18 protein-coding genes are annotated in these 16,534 nt (G+C 62.3%); 11 read left to right on the top strand and 7 right to left on the bottom strand.

What is annotated here, in order from left to right:
- Positions 1-292 precede the first annotated feature (292 nt).
- The 6 genes from SynA1544_RS14230 (at position 293) to SynA1544_RS14210 (ending at position 7,243) form a co-directional block, all read left to right on the top strand.
- Positions 293-1,723, top strand: a complete 1,431-nt coding sequence (locus SynA1544_RS14230) for a sodium:solute symporter family protein (RefSeq protein ID WP_186514314.1) — start codon at positions 293-295, stop codon at positions 1,721-1,723.
- 17 nt (positions 1,724-1,740) lie between these two features.
- Positions 1,741-1,869, top strand: a complete 129-nt coding sequence (locus SynA1544_RS14975) for a hypothetical protein (protein ID WP_255477651.1) — start codon at positions 1,741-1,743, stop codon at positions 1,867-1,869.
- 169 nt (positions 1,870-2,038) lie between these two features.
- On the top strand, positions 2,039-3,154 hold the full coding sequence (locus tag SynA1544_RS14225; RefSeq protein WP_186514313.1) for an aspartate carbamoyltransferase: 1,116 nt from the start codon (positions 2,039-2,041) through the stop codon (positions 3,152-3,154).
- 9 nt (positions 3,155-3,163) lie between these two features.
- Complete coding sequence (asnB, locus tag SynA1544_RS14220; RefSeq protein ID WP_186514312.1) at positions 3,164-5,188, top strand: asparagine synthase (glutamine-hydrolyzing); 2,025 nt, start codon at positions 3,164-3,166, stop codon at positions 5,186-5,188.
- Positions 5,189-5,369: 181 nt separating this feature from the next.
- A complete protein-coding gene (locus tag SynA1544_RS14215) occupies positions 5,370-6,572 on the top strand; it encodes a Zn-dependent hydrolase (RefSeq protein ID WP_255477650.1) in 1,203 nt (400 codons plus the stop codon).
- Complete coding sequence (locus tag SynA1544_RS14210) at positions 6,569-7,243, top strand: DUF1028 domain-containing protein (RefSeq protein WP_186514310.1); 675 nt, start codon at positions 6,569-6,571, stop codon at positions 7,241-7,243. Before SynA1544_RS14215 ends, SynA1544_RS14210 begins: the two co-directional genes overlap by 4 nt.
- 76 nt (positions 7,244-7,319) lie before the next feature.
- Here the strand turns inward: SynA1544_RS14210 and SynA1544_RS14205 are convergent, their stop codons facing one another.
- The 7 genes from SynA1544_RS14205 to SynA1544_RS14175 all read right to left on the bottom strand — a co-directional run bounded on the left by SynA1544_RS14205 (position 7,320) and on the right by SynA1544_RS14175 (position 12,033).
- Positions 7,320-7,538, bottom strand: a complete 219-nt coding sequence (locus SynA1544_RS14205) for a hypothetical protein (RefSeq protein ID WP_025362577.1) — start codon at positions 7,536-7,538, stop codon at positions 7,320-7,322.
- An 80-nt stretch (positions 7,539-7,618) separates the two neighbouring features.
- On the bottom strand, positions 7,619-7,786 hold the full coding sequence (locus SynA1544_RS14200; RefSeq protein ID WP_186514309.1) for a DUF4278 domain-containing protein: 168 nt from the start codon (positions 7,784-7,786) through the stop codon (positions 7,619-7,621).
- A gap of 191 nt (positions 7,787-7,977) precedes the next feature.
- Positions 7,978-8,718 (bottom strand): type 1 glutamine amidotransferase, encoded by a 741-nt coding sequence (locus SynA1544_RS14195; protein ID WP_255477649.1) that lies wholly within the window; start codon positions 8,716-8,718, stop codon positions 7,978-7,980.
- A 14-nt stretch (positions 8,719-8,732) separates the two neighbouring features.
- The gene (ureC, locus tag SynA1544_RS14190; protein ID WP_186514307.1) at positions 8,733-10,442 is read right to left on the bottom strand and encodes an urease subunit alpha; all 1,710 of its coding nucleotides are present in this window, start codon (positions 10,440-10,442) and stop codon (positions 8,733-8,735) included.
- A gap of 3 nt (positions 10,443-10,445) precedes the next feature.
- Positions 10,446-10,766, bottom strand: a complete 321-nt coding sequence (locus SynA1544_RS14185) for an urease subunit beta (RefSeq protein WP_186498340.1) — start codon at positions 10,764-10,766, stop codon at positions 10,446-10,448.
- A 10-nt stretch (positions 10,767-10,776) separates the two neighbouring features.
- Positions 10,777-11,079: an urease subunit gamma gene (locus tag SynA1544_RS14180; RefSeq protein WP_006851427.1), complete on the bottom strand. Its 303-nt coding sequence runs from the start codon at positions 11,077-11,079 to the stop codon at positions 10,777-10,779.
- A gap of 18 nt (positions 11,080-11,097) precedes the next feature.
- Positions 11,098-12,033 (bottom strand): urease accessory protein UreD, encoded by a 936-nt coding sequence (locus tag SynA1544_RS14175; RefSeq protein WP_186515605.1) that lies wholly within the window; start codon positions 12,031-12,033, stop codon positions 11,098-11,100.
- A gap of 105 nt (positions 12,034-12,138) precedes the next feature.
- Here SynA1544_RS14175 and ureE point away from each other — a divergent pair, with 105 nt between their 5' ends.
- The 5 genes from ureE (at position 12,139) to SynA1544_RS14150 (ending at position 16,530) form a co-directional block, all read left to right on the top strand.
- Entirely contained in the window at positions 12,139-12,591 is a 453-nt protein-coding gene (ureE, locus tag SynA1544_RS14170; protein WP_186515604.1) for an urease accessory protein UreE, read from the top strand.
- Entirely contained in the window at positions 12,588-13,259 is a 672-nt protein-coding gene (locus tag SynA1544_RS14165; RefSeq protein WP_186514306.1) for an urease accessory protein UreF, read from the top strand. The genes ureE and SynA1544_RS14165 overlap by 4 nt, the downstream gene beginning before the upstream one ends.
- Complete coding sequence (gene ureG, locus SynA1544_RS14160; RefSeq protein WP_186514305.1) at positions 13,259-13,864, top strand: urease accessory protein UreG; 606 nt, start codon at positions 13,259-13,261, stop codon at positions 13,862-13,864. The genes SynA1544_RS14165 and ureG overlap by 1 nt, the downstream gene beginning before the upstream one ends.
- Before the next feature lie 119 nt (positions 13,865-13,983).
- Positions 13,984-15,282 carry an urea ABC transporter substrate-binding protein gene (urtA, locus tag SynA1544_RS14155; protein ID WP_186514304.1) on the top strand — a complete coding sequence of 433 codons (1,299 nt, stop codon included), beginning with the start codon at positions 13,984-13,986 and terminating at the stop codon, positions 15,280-15,282.
- Between the two features lie 93 nt (positions 15,283-15,375).
- On the top strand, positions 15,376-16,530 hold the full coding sequence (locus SynA1544_RS14150; RefSeq protein ID WP_186514303.1) for a branched-chain amino acid ABC transporter permease: 1,155 nt from the start codon (positions 15,376-15,378) through the stop codon (positions 16,528-16,530).
- Positions 16,531-16,534 lie beyond the last annotated feature (4 nt).

Genomic DNA, 16,534 nt, shown 5'->3' with positions numbered 1-16,534 from the left:
TCCAACGCGTCGGCCGATCCCCCTTCGGGTTGCAGTTGCTACACATTCCGCAATTTCATGCGACCGGGTGCTGATCGCCTGCTGTTTGGGTATCCGAAGGCACCTGAATGGAGGGCGACAGCCCGGCTTGGGAAGCCTTTTTGCTTACCTGTTTCTTGAGTTCAAAGGGGCTGGGCCTTGGATGAATTGCTCTGGGCGCGACTGATCTTTGCCCTCGGTGCCGTTGTGACCGCGGCGACGGTGGTGATGATTCTGCGCGGACATTTGTATTGGAACCGCAGGGGGTCGACGGATGTCCGCTGACTCGGTTCCCTTCCTTCAGCCCGGGATCGCCTGGGCGTTGGTGGTGCTGTTCTCCGTTCTCTGGGTGGCGCTCGGGATTGCCTGGGGCCGGCGCGGTCAAGGCAATGCCGACGACTACATGCTGGCGGGGCGCAACATCGGGCTGGCCCTGAGCACGGCCACGTTGATGGCCTCCTGGGTCACCGGCAACACCACCCTGCTCGCCCCTGAATTCGGCTACAAAACCGGCCTTTGGGGCATGTTCAGCTATGCCCTGGCCGGGCTTGGTCTGATCCTGTTCGCCCCCCTGGCCTCGCGGATCAAGCAGTTGATGCCCAACGGGCGCACCAGCGGCGATTTCATTCGTCTGCGCTACGGGCGTCTGGCCTGGTGGGTGTTCATGCTGATCACCGCGATCTACACCCTGGGCTTTCTGATGACCCAGGCGATGGGTGCTGGCCTGCTGTTGCAGGCTCTTTCAGGCTTCAACTACCACGTGGGGATGGTGGTGGTGATTGGTGTCGCCACGCTTTACACCCTGTTCGGTGGAATGCGGGCTGTGATCGGCACCGATTTCATTCAGTCCCTGTTGATCATGGTGCTGCTGGCGGTGGTGGCGGTGCTCGCCTTCCGTCAATTTCCGATGCCCGAGGTGCATGCCGCGTTGCTGGCCCGGCATCCCGATCGGCTTGATCTGCTGCTGCCGGCGGGTTTGTTGATCGCCTGGAATTCCGCCCTGTTTTCGATGGGCGAGGTGTTTCACAACAACATCTGGTGGTCCCGGGTTTTCGCGAGCCGGCGCTCGGTGGTGATGACCTCCTTCGTGTTGGGGGGAATCGCCTGGATGAGCGTGCCGATGGTGACGGGCTCCATCGGCCTGGTCGCCCTGGCCCGTGAGTTGCCCATCGAGCAGGTGAACATGGTGTTCCCTGTGATGGCAGCCGATCTGCTCGGTGCCGGCGGCGCGGCTCTGGTGTTTGTGGTGGTGTTCGCCTCGCTCACCTCCACCCTGGATTCGCTGTTGGCCTCCACCGCCGATCTGCTGGCAGAGGATGTGTACTTCCGCCTGTTGCGCCCCCAGGCCAGCGACCTGCAGCTCAAGCAGGCGGCGCGGTTGATGGTGGTGGGACTGGCTGTCGTCACCCTGGCGCTGTCCTGGCCGCGGCTGGATTCGCTGGCGTCGGTGCTGTTCTTCACCGGTGCCTTGGTGGCTTCCACGGTTTGGCCTGTGGCGTGTGGCCTCTACTGGCGCACGGCCAACCGCACCGCTGCCATTGCGGCCATGTTGGCCGGCAGTGTTGTGGGCCTGCTCGCCTACGTGTTGATCGCGCCCTATTGCGCTGCTGTGTTTTCGGCGGCCGTTTCGGCGGTTGTGATGCTGCTTGGCAGTCGGTTCTGGCCGGAACGCTTCGACTTCACCTTGCTGCAGGAGGAGGGATGATCCAAATGGTTCCTTTGATGGCGGGCCTCGTTGGTCTGTCGGGCTTTCAGGCTCTGCTGGTGGCCAGTCAGTTCGCCCTGGTGCTGTCGGTGCTCGTGCTGCTGCTGATCTGGTGGGTGGAGTGGCGCAATGGCCGGGTTTGGTGAAGTAATTCGAACTTCTCGGCAATTGTGTAGCTATTGCCACCGTTTTTCTTCCGCTTTCGAAAGAAGCCGCGTGATTTCTTGAAGATGGCCCCCCCGTTGTTGCAGGGTGTTGAAAGTTACAAGTGGTGCCGGTTGTTGACCTTCCGGCTCTGTTGCGAGGAGAGGTTTGATGCTCGACGTCAAAACAGCCACGCTGGAACTGGATGACGAGCCGATGCGCTTTGCGCCCATCGGGCCAGACGTTTACGGACGCACGCAGCCAGAAACCCTCCTAACGACGATTGAGGAAGACGCTGAGCCGCTCAAGGATTTAGTGGATCAGCATGTGGTGTCGATCCAGCCGTTTCAGCCCGAGACCCTGTTGCAGCTGTTTCGTTTGGCGGCCAAATACGAAAGCAATCCTGGTCGCTACATCACTCACAGCGTTCCGCTGAAGGGAAAGATTCTGATCAATGCTTTCTACGAGCCCAGTACGCGCACGCGTCTGTCCTTTGACAGTGCCTGGCATCGCCTCGGGGGCAGCTCGATCAACATCACCGACCGTGCTTCCACTGGCATCGCCAAGGGCGAGTCTCTGGAAGATGTCGCCCACATGTTCAACAACTACGGCGATTGCGTGGTGCTGCGGGATAGCGATCCCGGCGCTGTTTATGCGATGTCCAGCACGTTGCGGATTCCGATCATCAACGCTGGCAATGGCATCGATGAGCATCCAACCCAGGCGATGGCGGACCTCTTCACCATCCTCAAATGGCGACCGTCGCTGGCGGAACCCGAGGTGGCAGCGAACCAACGCATTCGGATTGGGGTGATCGGTGTGCCAGCGCGGATGCGCACCGTGCGCTCGTTGCTGCGGATCCTGGCCAAGTTTCCCCACATTGTGGATGAGGTGGTGGTGATCCACTCAGCGGAGGCTGACCCCGAGGAATCCCTGTTCGATCCGGGGCAAAAGGAGGAGTTGCTGGAGGCCGGATTGCGGCTCCGCTGCAGCACCGATCTGATTCAGGAATTGCCCCACCTGGATGTCACCTACATCAATGCCATTGCCTGGGTGGGCGACAGCTTTGAGGTGCATGGCGATCAATTCCGTCTCACCAAGGATTTGCCCTACAAAGCAGAATCGATCGTGCTTCACCCGCTGGCGCGGGGGGCGGAACTGAGCACCTGCATGGATGACACGCCCCACAACTGGTATTTCAGCCAGGCCAGGGGAGCTGTGTTCCTGCGGATGGCCCTGCTCACCTGCATGGTGGATCGGGCCGAACGCGTGATGGATGTGATCTGAGGTGAGCTGATGTGTGGAATTGGTGGTGTCTTCAACGCAGACCGTCAACAGACGGTGGATCGCCAGCTGCTGGTCAACATGGCGGCGATTCAGGCCCATCGCGGGCCCGATGGTTTCGGCGTTGAGGTGATCGATCAGGCCGGCGTTGGCTTCTGCCATGCGCGCCTTTCGATCATTGACCTGAATGAGTCACGGGCCCGGCAGCCCTTCCTCACCGATGACGGGGAGGTGCTGATGGCCCACAACGGTGAGTTCTACGACTTCCAGCGAATCCGGGCTGACCTCACCGCCCAGGGGGTGCGATTCAGCAGCAAGAGCGATTCCGAGATCCTGCTGCGGCTGTATCAACGCCAGGGCTTGGAGGAGACCTTGCCCTTGTTGCGCGGTGAGTTTGCCTTCGCCTTGTTTGATCGGTCCGAAGACTGCCTCTACCTGGTGCGGGATCGCTTCGGCATCAAACCGCAGTACTGGGCGATGACGCCTGAGGGTCTGGTGTTCGGTTCCGAATTGAAGGTGCTGTTCGCCCATCCGGCGGTGGAGCGACGTTTCACTTCGGAGGGTCTGTTTCACCAGTTGATGCAGACCATGGTTCCCGGCACCACCGCCTTCGCCGGGGTGCATCAGGTGAAGCCCGGCCATGTGCTGAAGGTGCAACGGGTGAATGGGCATCTGGAGGTGTCGGAGTCCACCTACTGGGACGTCGACTTTCCGCGCAAGGACGAGCGGGACCCCAAGCGAACCGAAGCTGACCACATCGCTGCCGTTCGTGAGGCTTTGCTGGAGGCCGTTGAACTGCGCATGGTGGCTGACGTGCCGGTGGGTTGTTATCTCTCCGGCGGCATCGACAGCTGTTCGATCCTTGGTTTGGCGTCAGCCGTGAGCCAGGCACCGGTGAAGGCGTTCACCATCGGGTTTGACGACGCCCGTTATGACGAGTCGCCGATTGCCCGGGAGATGGCTGAGGCCACAGGCGCTGAGCAGGATCTGATGCGTCTCTCGGGCCAGGAGCTCTATGGCCACATGGAACGCACCATTTGGCATGCGGAGCGAACGATCTACAACACCCTGGCGGTGGCCAAGTTCTTGATGAGCCGCCACGTCAACGACGTGGATTACAAGGTCGTGATGACCGGTGAAGGCTCAGATGAGCTGTTCGGTGGCTATCCCGCCTTCCGCCGCGACATGTTCCTCCACGGTCTCGATGACCTGCCGCAGGAGGAGCGCGCCAGCTGGGAAAGCCTGTTGCAGCAGTCCAATGCCCTGGTGAAAGGGGCGATGCTGGCTGAAAACCAGGTGGATGACCCCGATCTTGATGCGGTGGTTGGCTTCACCCCCAGTTGCCTGCAGCCCTGGCTGGCCTGTGCGCCCTTGGTGCCGGAGCTTCTGGCGGAATCCCATGCCGCAGCCCTGAAGGATTACTCCCCGGGCAAGGCGATTGCCGAGCAACTGGATGCGGATCAACTGGACGGGCGCCATGCCCTGGACAAGGCCCAGTACGTCTGGATCAAGACCATGCTGGAGGGCCAGATCCTCACCTGGGGCGGCGATCGGGTCGACATGGCCAATTCCATGGAAGCGCGACCCGCCTTCCTCGATCACCATCTGGCCGCGGTGGCGGTTCAGGTGCCGCCTGAGCTGCGGATCAAGGGGAAAACTGAGAAATACGTGCTGCGGGAAGCCATGGCCGGCCTGTTGCCGGAGGTGTTGTACCGGCGTGAGAAGTTCGCCTTCATGGCCCCGCCAGCCCACACGGAGCCCGAGAAGTGGGAGCAGATGAAGCAGCTCGCCGACGACTACCTCAGCGATGAGGCGATCGATGCCGCTGGTTTGTTGAGCAAGGCCGGCGTGCGTGCCTTGTTTGCGCGTCACGAGGATCCGGCCACCACCGATGCGGAGCGTGTACAGATGGATGCGGTGATCAATCATCTGCTGGGTGTGCAGATGCTGCACCGCATGTTTGTGGCGGAAGACGTGCCAGCCCTGGCCCGGCGTGAGGCAGACCGCCTGGGTTGGCGGGTGCTGATGCCCGTTTGAATTCTTTGGTCAGGATTAAATCGTTGCGCTAGCTACAGGCCGATCGGCCCTTTCAGGTGAAGGTGTTAATCCCTTTGAACTGAAGGTCACGGCATTGCCAGCGCTCATTACGGCTTCTCCGACCACCCCTGCATCAAGGGTCGAGCCAGCCAAGATTGCTGCGCGACCAAACCGTGATCGTTTGGTTGAAACAATTGAACAGCTGGCCAGCATTGGCGCCAAGCCCGATGGCAGCATCTGTCGACGCGGGTTCTCGCCGGAGGATGTGCAAGGGCGCGAGTTGCTGGCCCACTGGATGAAGCAGCTCGGCATGCAGGTGCGTGTTGATGCCGCTGGCAACTTGATCGGACGCCTTGAAGGCTTGGATCCCCACCGTCCGGCCCTGGTGACCGGGTCGCACCTCGACACGGTTCCCACCGGTGGTCGTTTTGACGGTGCTCTGGGGGTGTTGGCCGGCCTGGAGGCCTGCCGCGCTCTACAGGATCAGGGTTTGCGGCTGCGGCATGGTATCGAGTTGATCGCCTTTGCCGACGAGGAGTCGACCATGGTGGGTTGCAAGGGCTTGGCGGGCACGGCCTCCGCTGACCCGGAGAGTTACGCCACCAGCAACGGCCAGCCGATTCAGGACAACCTGGCGCGCCTCGGGGGGGATTGGCCGTCTTTGGCGTCAGCCCGCCGCTCCGATGAGGCCTACGCCGCTTTCCTGGAGTTGCATGTTGAGCAGGGTGGTGTTCTCGAGCAACGCGGTGATGCCATCGGTGTTGTTGAGGGTGTTGTGGGTCAGCGTCGCTTCAGCATCAACGTGCAGGGCCAGGCCAACCACGCCGGCACCACACCGATGGAGCTGCGACAGGACGCTCTTGTGGCGGCTTCACGCATTGTTCTTGCCGTCGAGGCCATGGCCTCCCGCCATCCAGGGGATCCGGTGGCGACGGTGGGTCGACTGGAGGTTTGGCCCAATGCCGCCAATGTTGTTCCCGGCGCTGTCACTCTGACCGTTGACCTCAGGGATGTGGATCCGACCGTGCTCGATCAGTTGGTGGAGGAGTTGATGCAGCAGCTGGAACGCATCGGTGCTGAAACGGGCTGCCCAATTGCGGTGGATCCCCAGTTCAGTGTTGATCCCACCCCTGCTGATGTCGTGGTGATGGCCACGATTGCGGAGGCCGCGGCCGATCTCGGCCTGTCCCACAGCCATCTCCCCAGCCGAGCCAGTCACGATGCGCAGGAGGTCGGCCGCCGTTGGCCGATGGGCATGATTTTTGTGCCCAGTCGGGGTGGTCTGAGTCATTCCGCTGCAGAGTTCACCAGCGATGAGCAGTGCTGGGCGGGAACTGCGGTGCTGCTGGAAACCTTGCAGCGGCTCGACCGTCAGCTGCCGTGACCTTTTCAATCCTGGCTCGGGACCCCAGCAACGGTCGCTTTGGCGTGGCCGTTGCCACCTGTCATCTGGCTGTTGGATCCACCGTGCCCCACATCCGCGCCGGGGTTGGTGCCGTCGCCACCCAGGCCCACACCAATCCGTATCTGGGGATTTGTGGTCTTGAGCGCCTGGAGCAGAGTTCGGATGCCGAGAGCGTTCTGGCCAGCTTGCTGGCGGATGATCAGCACCGTGACCGGCGTCAGTTTCACCTGATTGATCTGGACGGTCGCACGGCCTGTTGGACGGGACAGGATTGCGGCCCTTGGGCAGGTCATCGCCATCAGCGTGATCTGTCTGTTGCCGGCAATTGCTTGGTGGATGAAGGGGTGTTGGCAGCCATGGAGCAGGCCTTTCTCACCAGCGACCCCAGCTTGAAACTGGGTCGCCGCCTGATGATGGCTCTGCAGGCTGGGGAAGCGGCCGGCGGTGACCATCGTTCTCCCTTCTGCACGTCAGCGGCGGTGCAGGTGAGCGGTGAAGCGGCTTTTCCGCTGTTGGATCTTCGCGTTGATTTTCACGAGCGCGCCGTGGAGCAGTTGATGGAGGTGTATGAGCGCAGTCAGGCCCTCTGGGCCCAGGAGTGGAGGGATGAACTGTCGGAGTTGCCGATGCTCAACCGCTTGGTGGCTTGAGCATTCACCGTCATTCACGCCATTAAAAAAGCCCTGCACACGACTGTGTTGCAGGGCTTTTTTAATTCCAGGGGGTTCAGCTGGGGACGGAAGCTTCCCACTCCACATTCAATCCAGCTTCGCGGGCATCACTGATCAGATCGTCGATGCAATCCATGCCGAAAGCGGCTTGTCCCGACAGCAGGGCATCCCAGTCTTGAGCTGGAAAGTGCGTTTGCAGCCAGAACACACCGTGCACGCTGGAGGGATTCACCTGCACGAGACCTTGGTCGAGGCGAGTAGTGATGAGATCCAACGTCGTTGCTGAAGCTGGATCTATTACGCCTCAATCCTCAGGATTGGAATGTTCGAGTTGCTACGGATCGAGAAGTTGGCCTAGCGCGTGTAGCGCACGCCCCGGTAAATCAGCTGCACCGGAGTGCGGTGGTTGTTGATCTGGCGGGCTTGGTACACGTTGCGGCGGTACACAAGCTGAACGCCAGGATTGCCCTCGGTGGCGTTGCTTTGCTGGTACTGATGCCCGCGATAGAGAAGGGTGGTCATTGGATGGTCCTCGAAGCAAGCTCAGGTCCCCGTTCCATGGCCTGAGGCGAACTGCGCTTCGCGCGATGCGAAGTGAACGATCGGTAGCTGTTGCTACAGAAGTATTCAAGCTCCTGCAAATCCCGAAGTGGTGTTCAGGGTGATACCTCTTCAGAAAAGTTTTTGGTTTTGTTTATTTTTGTCCGTAGGAATTAGTGGGTCTGGCTGATCTCAATCAGTTGATTGAGCACAGCATTGAAGAAGTTTCGGCCTTGTTCTTGGAGCGTTGTGCCCAGCCTGCGCCAGTCCCAGCGCAGGCGATCGGGCCCTTCAGCTCCAAGGGCGTTCACCACGTAGTCGTGGTCGTTGGCGATCCAGCGTTCCAGCGCATCGCCGTCGATCTCGAGGTGGCATTGCAGGCCAATGGCGTGGGCTCCGATCCGAAACACCTGTTCGGCGCAGTGCAGTGAAGAACCCAGCAGGGTTGCATCAGCCGGGAGGTGGATCCGATCGCCATGCCAGTGCAGCACCAGGCTGCTGCTTGGTTGCCCTTTGAGCAAAGCCTCATCGCTTGGATCCGCGACCCAGTGGATCGCGCCGAGGCCCAATTCCTTCAGCTGCTGTGGTGGTGCTCCCACCTGCAGCGGTTGCACGCTGCCCCCTGCAGCCACAGCCAGGAGCTGTGCCCCCAGGCAGATGCCCAGCACCGGTCGGCGTTGCTGGTGCCAGCCCCTCAGCCAGTCCAGTTCCTGACGCAACCAGTCCATGCCCGGTTGGTTGCGATCGTTCACGCTCATCGGACCACCGAGCACAAGGGCGATGCTGTTGGCACACGCCCTGGGGTCCGGCAGTGGGTCGCCCCGGTCGGGCCTCAGGATCTTGAGTGTCAGGCCCCGCTGCCGCGCCAGTTCTCCCACCAGTGCGGCGTCTTCGTGGTCCACGTGTTGGACCACCAGCAGCGTGGGGCTCAAAGCAGCAAATAGCGCTGGGCGAGGGGCAGCACCTCGGCGGGCTCACAGGTGAGCAGTTCACCGTCGGCGAACACCTCATAGGTCTGCGGGTCCACACTCACCTTGGGCAGCGCTGAATTCAGCTTGAGGGAGCTCTTGCCCACGCTGCGGGTCTCCTTCACCGCCATGCAGGTGCGCTCCAAGCCGAGCTGGCGTTGGATGTCGGCATCCATCGCCGCTTCGCTCACGAAGGTGAGACAGCTGGGGGCGAGGGCTTTGCCGAAGGCGCCGAACATCGGTCGGCCGTGCACCGGGCCAGGGGTGGGAATCGAGGCGTTGGCGTCGCCCATTTGGGCCCAGACGATCGAACCGCCCTTCACCACCAGTTCCGGGCGAATGCCGAAGAAGCCCGGCTTCCATAGCACGAGATCGGCGAGCTTGCCGGTTTCGATCGACCCCACGTCGCTGCTGATGCCGTGGGCCAACGCTGGGTTGATCGTCACCTTGGCGATGTAGCGCTTGAGGCGGTGGTTGTCGTTGCGAGCGGAGTCTTCCGGCAATGCACCGCGCTGCACCTTCATCTTGTGGGCGGTCTGGAAGGTGCGGGTGATCACCTCGCCCACGCGGCCCATGGCCTGGGAGTCGCTGGCGATGATCGAGAAGGCGCCGAGGTCGTGAAGGATGTCTTCGGCGGCGATGGTTTCGCGCCGTATCCGTGATTCGGCGAAGGCCACGTCCTCGGGGATCTTCGGGTCGAGGTGGTGGCACACCATCAGCATGTCGAGGTGCTCCTCGAGCGTGTTGCGGGTGTAGGGCCGGGTGGGATTGGTGCTGCTGGGCAGCACGTTGGCCTCGCCGCAGATCTTGATGATGTCTGGGGCATGGCCGCCGCCGGCGCCTTCGGTGTGGAAGGTGTGGATGGTGCGCCCTTTGATCGCAGCGATCGTGTCCTCCACGAAGCCGGCTTCGTTCAGGGTGTCGGTGTGGATGCACACCTGCACATCCATCCGATCGGCCACCGACAGGCAGGCATCGATGGTGGCGGGTGTGGTGCCCCAGTCTTCGTGCAGCTTCAGGCCGCAGGCGCCGGCGCGCACCTGTTCTTCCAGGGCTTCCGGGGTGCTGGCGTTGCCCTTGCCGAAAAAGCCCAGGTTCACCGGCAGGCCTTCGGCGGCCTGGAGCATCCGCGCGATGTGGAAGGCGCCGGGGGTGCAGGTGGTGGCGTTGGTGCCGGTGGCCGGTCCGGTGCCGCCGCCCATCAGGGTGGTGACGCCGCTGGCCAGGGCCGTTTCGATCTGCTGGGGGCAGATGAAGTGGATGTGGGTGTCGATGCCACCGGCCGTGAGGATGTGGCCCTCCCCGGCGATGGCTTCCGTGCCGGGGCCAACCACAATCGTCACCCCTTCCTGGGTGTCGGGGTTGCCGGCTTTGCCGATGCCCACGATCCGGCCGTCCTTGAGGCCGACATCCGCTTTCACGATGCCCCACCAGTCGAGGATCAGGGCATTGGTGATCACCGTGTCGACGGCGCCCTCGGCTCGGGATGTCTGGGACTGGCCCATGCCGTCGCGGATCACCTTGCCGCCGCCGAACTTCACCTCATCGCCGTAGACGGTGTAGTCCTTTTCGACTTCCAGGATCAGATCGGTGTCGGCCAGGCGAACTCTGTCGCCGGTAGTGGGTCCGTAGGTATCGGCGTAGGCCTGGCGGGAGATGCGGTAGGGCATGGGTCAGGCGTCGAGGGGTCCGTTGATCTGGCCGTTGAAGCCGATGACGCGTCGCGCCCCGGCGAAGGGAATCAGGTTCACGTCGCGGCTGTCGCCGGGTTCGAAGCGGATGGCGGTGCCGGCGGGGATGTCGAGTCGTTGACCGCGGGCTGCGGCCCGGTCGAACTGCAGGGCCGCGTTGGCTTCGGCGAAATGGAAATGGGAGCCCACCTGCACCGGCCGGTCGCCGCTGTTGGAGACGCTCACCGTGGTGACAGGTCGGCCTGCATTCAGCTCCAGTTCACCAGGTTCGGGAAGCAGTTCGCCTGGAATGAGAGGTGCCATGGGTTCTGCCTCAGCGAATCGGGTCGTGCAGGGTGACGAGCTTGGTGCCATCGGGGAAGACGGCCTCGATCTGCACCTCATGGACGAGCTCGGGCACGCCCTCCATCACCTGGTCCTGACGCAGCCAGGTGGTGCCTTCCTGCATCAGCTCCGCCACGCTCTTTCCATCACGGGCGCCTTCGAGCACCAGAAAGCTGAGCCAGGCCACCGCTTCGGGGTGGTTGAGCTTGAGGCCGCGGTTCAAGCGCCGCTCGGCCAGCAGTGCTGCGGTCACGATCAGGAGCTTGTCCTTTTCCTGGGGACTGAGATGCATGGCGAAGCTCGGTCTTCTTCAGTGTGTCTCCGCTGCGGTCTCCAAAGCGTTCACGGTGGACGTTTGTCGGCGCAGAGGCTGTTCCTGCAGGGGCCAGACCCTGGGGATGCGAGGCGTTGTCAGCCCCCGGAGTCTCCGCGTTCGCTCCCAGACTCGGCTGAACCAGAAGCGGGCATCACGGCTCGACTCGCCGGAATAGCGGGCGATCAGGCCCTGATTGAGGGCACCGCAGCGCATCGTGCCCGTCAGACCCTCGCGGTCGGCCCGAGCTTCCTCCAACAGCTTTGCTGTTGTTTCGGCGTCGATGGCCATCGGCGCGGCCCAAACCAGTGTTCCGAACACCGGGGCGCCCCCCATCCCATGCGGACTGTCCAGGCTGGCGCCGCCGAGCTCCACCCGATCCGCCAGCTCCCAGGTTGAGCTGCGAGCCGCGACGCGCTGAATCGTGAGGCTCGACCTCCAACGTCCCTGCTGCAGGGTTTCACCGGCGGCGGTTCGGCCCAGGCGCACGATCTCCGCACTGAGAAAGGAGGCGTCCTGGGGCAGGGTCACCGTCAGCTGCTGCTCGAACAGGGCATCGGCATACAGCACCAGTTCCTGCGGCAGCCATTCGAGATCACTGCCGCTGGCCAGCGTGCAGTGCACCTGTTGTTGGGCAGAGCAACCTTCCGGTTGCAGGTGGCTGCGGCCGATCGATCCGTAAACCTTCTGCGCCGCCACGCTGGTGATCAGGCTGCGGCTGTTGGCTTCAAGCTTGATGTCCAGGCTGAGTTGATCGCCGCCCACCAGGCCTCCGGCGGTGTGCAGCACCGGCAGCTCGCAGCGTCCGTCATCGCCGCGTTCACTGCGAAGCAGCTTGAACGGAGCTGTGCAGCCCCCCTGGTGTTTGGTGCTGCCGTTGGTGGCGTGAAACTGCAGGTCGCAGCGGCCGTGCCAGGGATCAAGACGTTGCATGGCCTCACGCTCCGCCGCCACCGGCTTCGACTCTGTAGCAATGCACACCAAAGCGCTGCTGATTGATCGGCACGCTTTCGTTGTGGACCTGGAGAGGAGGTGCTGGTGACGGATGCGGTGGTCGTGCTGGAGCAGCGCCTGCAGAGCAGCAGTGCTACGGCAACGCTTCAGTTGCCGTTAACGGCCGAAGAGCGCACGGTGCTGCGGGGCCGTCGCACCACCTCCTGCGGTCGTCCGGTGCTGCTGCAGTTGCCCCGTGTGGGATCGCTGCAGCCGGGTGATCTGCTGGGGGACCAGTCGGGTACGACCGTTGTAGAGGTGACGGCAGCGCCGGAGGCGTTGTTGCGGGTCCAGGGGGCGCATCCCCTTGAGTTGTTGCAGGCGGCCTATCACCTGGGTAATCGCCATGTCGCCCTGGAGCTGCATGAGCAGGAGCTGTTGCTGCCGGAGGACTCCGTTCTCGCCACGATGCTGGAGGGGCGTGGCTTGAAGGTCAGCCGCTGCCTGCAGTCGTTTGCCCCTGAGGGCGGTGCCTACGGAAGCCATCAGCACGGATGACTTCCCTGGCGTTGTTGCAACTGGTCAGCCCGGCCCTGCCCGTGGGTGCCTTCAGCTATTCAGAGGGCCTGGAGGTGCTGATTCAGGCGGGATCCATCGCCGATGAGCAGGCCATCCAGGCTTGGTTGGAGGCTGAACTGCAACGGGGCGCGGTGCGGCTGGAGGCCGCGGCATTGAGGCCTCTGGCGGAGGCCCTTGTGGGGTGGTCCACCCAGGCCGATGCGGCAGCCAAGGGGCGCCTGATCGATCTGGATGGTTGGCTGTTGGCCACCCGCGAGGCCGCGGAGCTGCGAGCCCAGCAGCGTCAGATGGGGATGTCGCTGCTGCAGTTGATGTCAGACATGGGTCAGGACCTGCCTGAACCGGTTGCCCTGAGTTGGCCGGCGGCCTGGGCCTGGGCCGCTGTGGGCTTGTCGGTTCCAGCGGGAGACATGGCGGAGGGGTACCTCTACGGCTGGGTTGCCAATCAGCTCAGTGCCTCGGTGCGGCTGCTGCCGTTGGGGCCCTCCCGAGCGCAGGTGCTGCAACAGCGGCTGCTGCCGCTGATTGCCTCCCAAGCGCAGCTGCTCCAGGCGGCCGATCCGCAGCAGCTCTGGAGTAGCGGTGTGGGTGCGGGCATGGCTCAGCTTGCCCATGCTGAGCTGTATTCACGCCTGTTTCGAAGCTGATGAGCAGCAAACTGCGCCTTGGGGTGGCGGGTCCTGTGGGATCCGGCAAGACCGCACTGGTGGAGGCGCTTTGTCGCCGCTTGCGCGACGAGCTGCAGCTCGCGGTGGTCACCAACGACATCTACACCCAGGAGGATGCCCAGTTCCTTACTCGTGCGGGTGCCCTGGATCCAGAGCGGATCCTTGGCGTGGAGACCGGTGGTTGCCCTCACACGGCGATCCGCGAAGACTGCTCGATCAACAGAGCCGCCGTGGCGGAGCTGGAGACGCAGTTTCCGAATCTCGATCTCGTGCTGGTTGAGAGCGGCGGCGACAACCTGGCGGCGAGCTTCAGTCCGGAACTGGTGGATCTCTGCATCTACGTGATCGACGTGGCGGCCGGCGACAAGATCCCCCGGAAAGGAGGGCCTGGCATCACCCGCTCTGACCTGTTGGTGATCAACAAGATTGACCTGGCTCCTCAGGTTGGTGCCGATCTTTCAGTGATGGAACAGGACACCCGGCGGATGCGGGGAAACCGCCCATGGTGTTTTACCAATCTCCACAGCGGTGAAGGCCTGGAGCAGGTGGTGGAGTTTTTGTTGCAACAGCTACCAAAATCATGAAAACACAAGCTTTTGGGGACAAAAGTGTTCCCGTTGTTACGTTTCAAATCCCCGCCTATAGCGATGGTCAGATTTCAGGGCGTTTCGCGCGTCCAAGCTTTTAAGTGCCCTCTCATTCCATGAGCACCCCTCTCTCCAAGCGCCTTTTCGCCGGCATGGCCGCGGCATCGCTGGGTCTTGCCGTGACCGCCTGTGGTGGCGGTGACAAAGCGTCTGCTCCTGCGACCGACTTTGACGACACCGTCACTGTTGGCATCCTGCACTCGCTGACCGGCACCATGGCCATCTCCGAGTCCACCCTGGTGGACACCGAGAAAATGGCGATCGATGAGATCAATGCCGCCGGTGGCGTTGAGGTTGACGGCAAGAAATACAAGATCGAGTACATCGTCGAGGACGGTGCTTCCGATTGGCCCACCTTCGCTGAGAAGTCCAAGAAGCTGATCGACCAGGACGCAGTGCCCGTCGTTTTCGGTGGTTGGACCTCTGCCAGCCGCAAGGCGATGCTGCCTGTGTACGAGTCGAAGAACGCTTTCCTCTACTACCCGATTCAGTACGAGGGTCAGGAGTGTTCCAACAACATCTTCTACACCGGTGCCACTCCGAACCAGCAGTCGGAGCCTGCCACCAAGTTCATGTATGAGAAGTCGCCTGCCGCTGGCAAGCCCTTCTTCCTCGTGGGTTCGGACTACGTCTTCCCCCGCACCTCCAACACCATCACCAAGGAACAGCTCAAGTCCCTGGGTGGCGAAGTGGTCGGTGAGGACTACCTGCCCCTGGGTAACACCGAGGTTGCTCCGATCATCGCCAAGATCAAGAAGGCCCTGCCCGACGGTGGTGTGATCATCAACACCCTGAACGGTGACCAGAACGTCGCCTTCTTCAAGCAGATCCAGGACGCCGGCATCACTCCTGAGAACGGCTACTACGTGATGAGCTATTCCATCGCGGAAGAGGAGATCAGCACCATCGGTTCTGAGTTCCTTGAGGGCCACTACGGCGCTTGGAACTACATGATGTCGATCGACACCCCGGCGTCCAAGAAGTTCGCTGCTGACTTCAAGGCCAAGTACGGCGAAGACCGCCAGGTCGCTGACCCCCAGGAGTCGGCTTACAACATGGTCTACCTCTGGAAGAAGGCCGTCGAGAAGGCCAACAGCTTCGACGACGACAAGGTGCGTGAGGCCCTGGTCGGCATCGAGTTCGACGCGCCCCAGGGTCCTGTGAAGGTGATGCCCAACCACCACCTGTCCCAGACCGTGCGCATCGGCCAGATCACGGCTGATGGCCAGTTCGAGATCCTCGAATCCACCGATGGTCCTGTGGCTCCTCAGGCCTGGAACCAGTTCGAGCCCAGCTCCAAGGGCTTCGCTTGCGACTGGACCGACGCCGCCAAGGGTGAGAAGTACAAGCTCTGATCCTCTGATCACAGCCTGATTGCTCTTCAGGGAGGAGCCCGGTGACGGGCTCCTCCTTTCGTCGTTTCATTGAACGCTTCGTTTCACACGTCCGTGCAACTGCTTCTCGAAAGCCTGTTCAACGGTGTTGCCATCGGCTCGGTGCTGCTGATGGCCGCCCTCGGACTGGCCATTGTCTTCGGCCTCATGGGTGTGATCAACCTCGCCCATGGCGAGCTGATCATGCTTGGGGCCTACACCACCTACGTGGTGCAGCTGATCTTCAAGCTGCCTGCGCTGCAGCAGGTTTACAACGCCTACGTGCTGGTGGCGCTTCCGCTGGCCTTCATCGTCAGCGGTGTGGTCGGCATCCTGCTGGAACGCACCGTGATTCGCCGGCTCTACGGCAATCCGCTGGAGACGTTGCTTGCGACTTGGGGGGTCAGCTTGATTCTTCAGCAGTTTGTGCGGAGTGTTCCCCTGGCCCACGCCGCCGGACTGATCCTGGCGCTGGTGCTGGGCTTTGGCCTGCCGCTGCTGCTTCCCTCCTCTCTCCTCTCGGGACCTCGAGCTCGCCTGGTGCGTGCGGGGAGTTGGGCTGTTTCAGCCCTAGGCGGTGTGCTGCTGGCCGGTGGTCTGGCCTCTCAAATCAGTCGCATCGCCCGAGCCACCTCCCGCAATGTGGATGTGACGGCACCCAAATGGATGCGCGGTGGCATCGAATTCATGGACATCACGTTTCCTGTGCCGCGCCTGGTGATCATCGTGATCACGATCGTTGCGGTGGTTGGGGTGACGTGGTTCCTCAACAAAAGTGTGTGGGGCATGCGCATTCGTGCCGTCACCCAGAACCGTTCGATGAGTGATTGTCTGGGCATTCCCACCGAAACCGTTGACGTGCTGACCTTCGGCATCGGCTCCGGTTTGGCCGGTGTGGCGGGGGTTGCTGTTTCTCTGCTGGGTTCGGTGGGCCCCAACGTGGGCGGGTCTTACATCGTGGGCTGCTTCATGGTGGTGGTGCTCGGTGGCGTCGGAAACCTGTTAGGCACCGTGCTCGCTTCCTTTGCCATTGGCCTGCTCACCGACCTGATCGGTGCTGGCCGCTTGCTGACGATCTGGCCTGACATGCCGGCTCCCCTGGCCGGTGCGGTGAATTTCTTTGCCACCACGAGCATGGCTCAGGTGATGGTGTTCGCTCTGATTGTGGTGTTCCTTCAATTCCGTCCCGCGGGTCTGTTCCCGCAAAAAGGACGCATGGTGGAGGCTTGATCTG

It is taken from the genome of Synechococcus sp. A15-44 (genome assembly GCF_014280115.1).
In the GTDB taxonomy this organism is placed as follows: Bacteria; Cyanobacteriota; Cyanobacteriia; order PCC-6307; family Cyanobiaceae; genus Parasynechococcus.
The sequence above is the reverse complement of the archived record's forward strand: the minus strand, read 5'-3'. Positions and strand labels throughout refer to the sequence as shown.

What these genes read in the sequence shown, in the direction of transcription:
- SynA1544_RS14225 (WP_186514313.1), top strand. Translation starts at nt 2,039, where the DNA reads ATGCTCGACGTCAAAACAGCCACGCTGGAACTGGATGACGAGCCGATG.
- ureG (WP_186514305.1), top strand. Translation starts at nt 13,259, where the DNA reads ATGAGCAGCAAACTGCGCCTTGGGGTGGCGGGTCCTGTGGGATCCGGC.
- SynA1544_RS14175 (WP_186515605.1), bottom strand. Translation starts at nt 12,033, where the DNA reads ATGCAACGTCTTGATCCCTGGCACGGCCGCTGCGACCTGCAGTTTCAC.
- asnB (WP_186514312.1), top strand. Translation starts at nt 3,164, where the DNA reads ATGTGTGGAATTGGTGGTGTCTTCAACGCAGACCGTCAACAGACGGTG.
- SynA1544_RS14975 (WP_255477651.1), top strand. Translation starts at nt 1,741, where the DNA reads ATGGCGGGCCTCGTTGGTCTGTCGGGCTTTCAGGCTCTGCTGGTGGCC.
- SynA1544_RS14200 (WP_186514309.1), bottom strand. Translation starts at nt 7,786, where the DNA reads ATGACCACCCTTCTCTATCGCGGGCATCAGTACCAGCAAAGCAACGCC.
- ureC (WP_186514307.1), bottom strand. Translation starts at nt 10,442, where the DNA reads ATGCCCTACCGCATCTCCCGCCAGGCCTACGCCGATACCTACGGACCC.
- SynA1544_RS14165 (WP_186514306.1), top strand. Translation starts at nt 12,588, where the DNA reads ATGACTTCCCTGGCGTTGTTGCAACTGGTCAGCCCGGCCCTGCCCGTG.
- SynA1544_RS14230 (WP_186514314.1), top strand. Translation starts at nt 293, where the DNA reads ATGTCCGCTGACTCGGTTCCCTTCCTTCAGCCCGGGATCGCCTGGGCG.
- urtA (WP_186514304.1), top strand. Translation starts at nt 13,984, where the DNA reads ATGAGCACCCCTCTCTCCAAGCGCCTTTTCGCCGGCATGGCCGCGGCA.
- SynA1544_RS14180 (WP_006851427.1), bottom strand. Translation starts at nt 11,079, where the DNA reads ATGCATCTCAGTCCCCAGGAAAAGGACAAGCTCCTGATCGTGACCGCA.
- SynA1544_RS14185 (WP_186498340.1), bottom strand. Translation starts at nt 10,766, where the DNA reads ATGGCACCTCTCATTCCAGGCGAACTGCTTCCCGAACCTGGTGAACTG.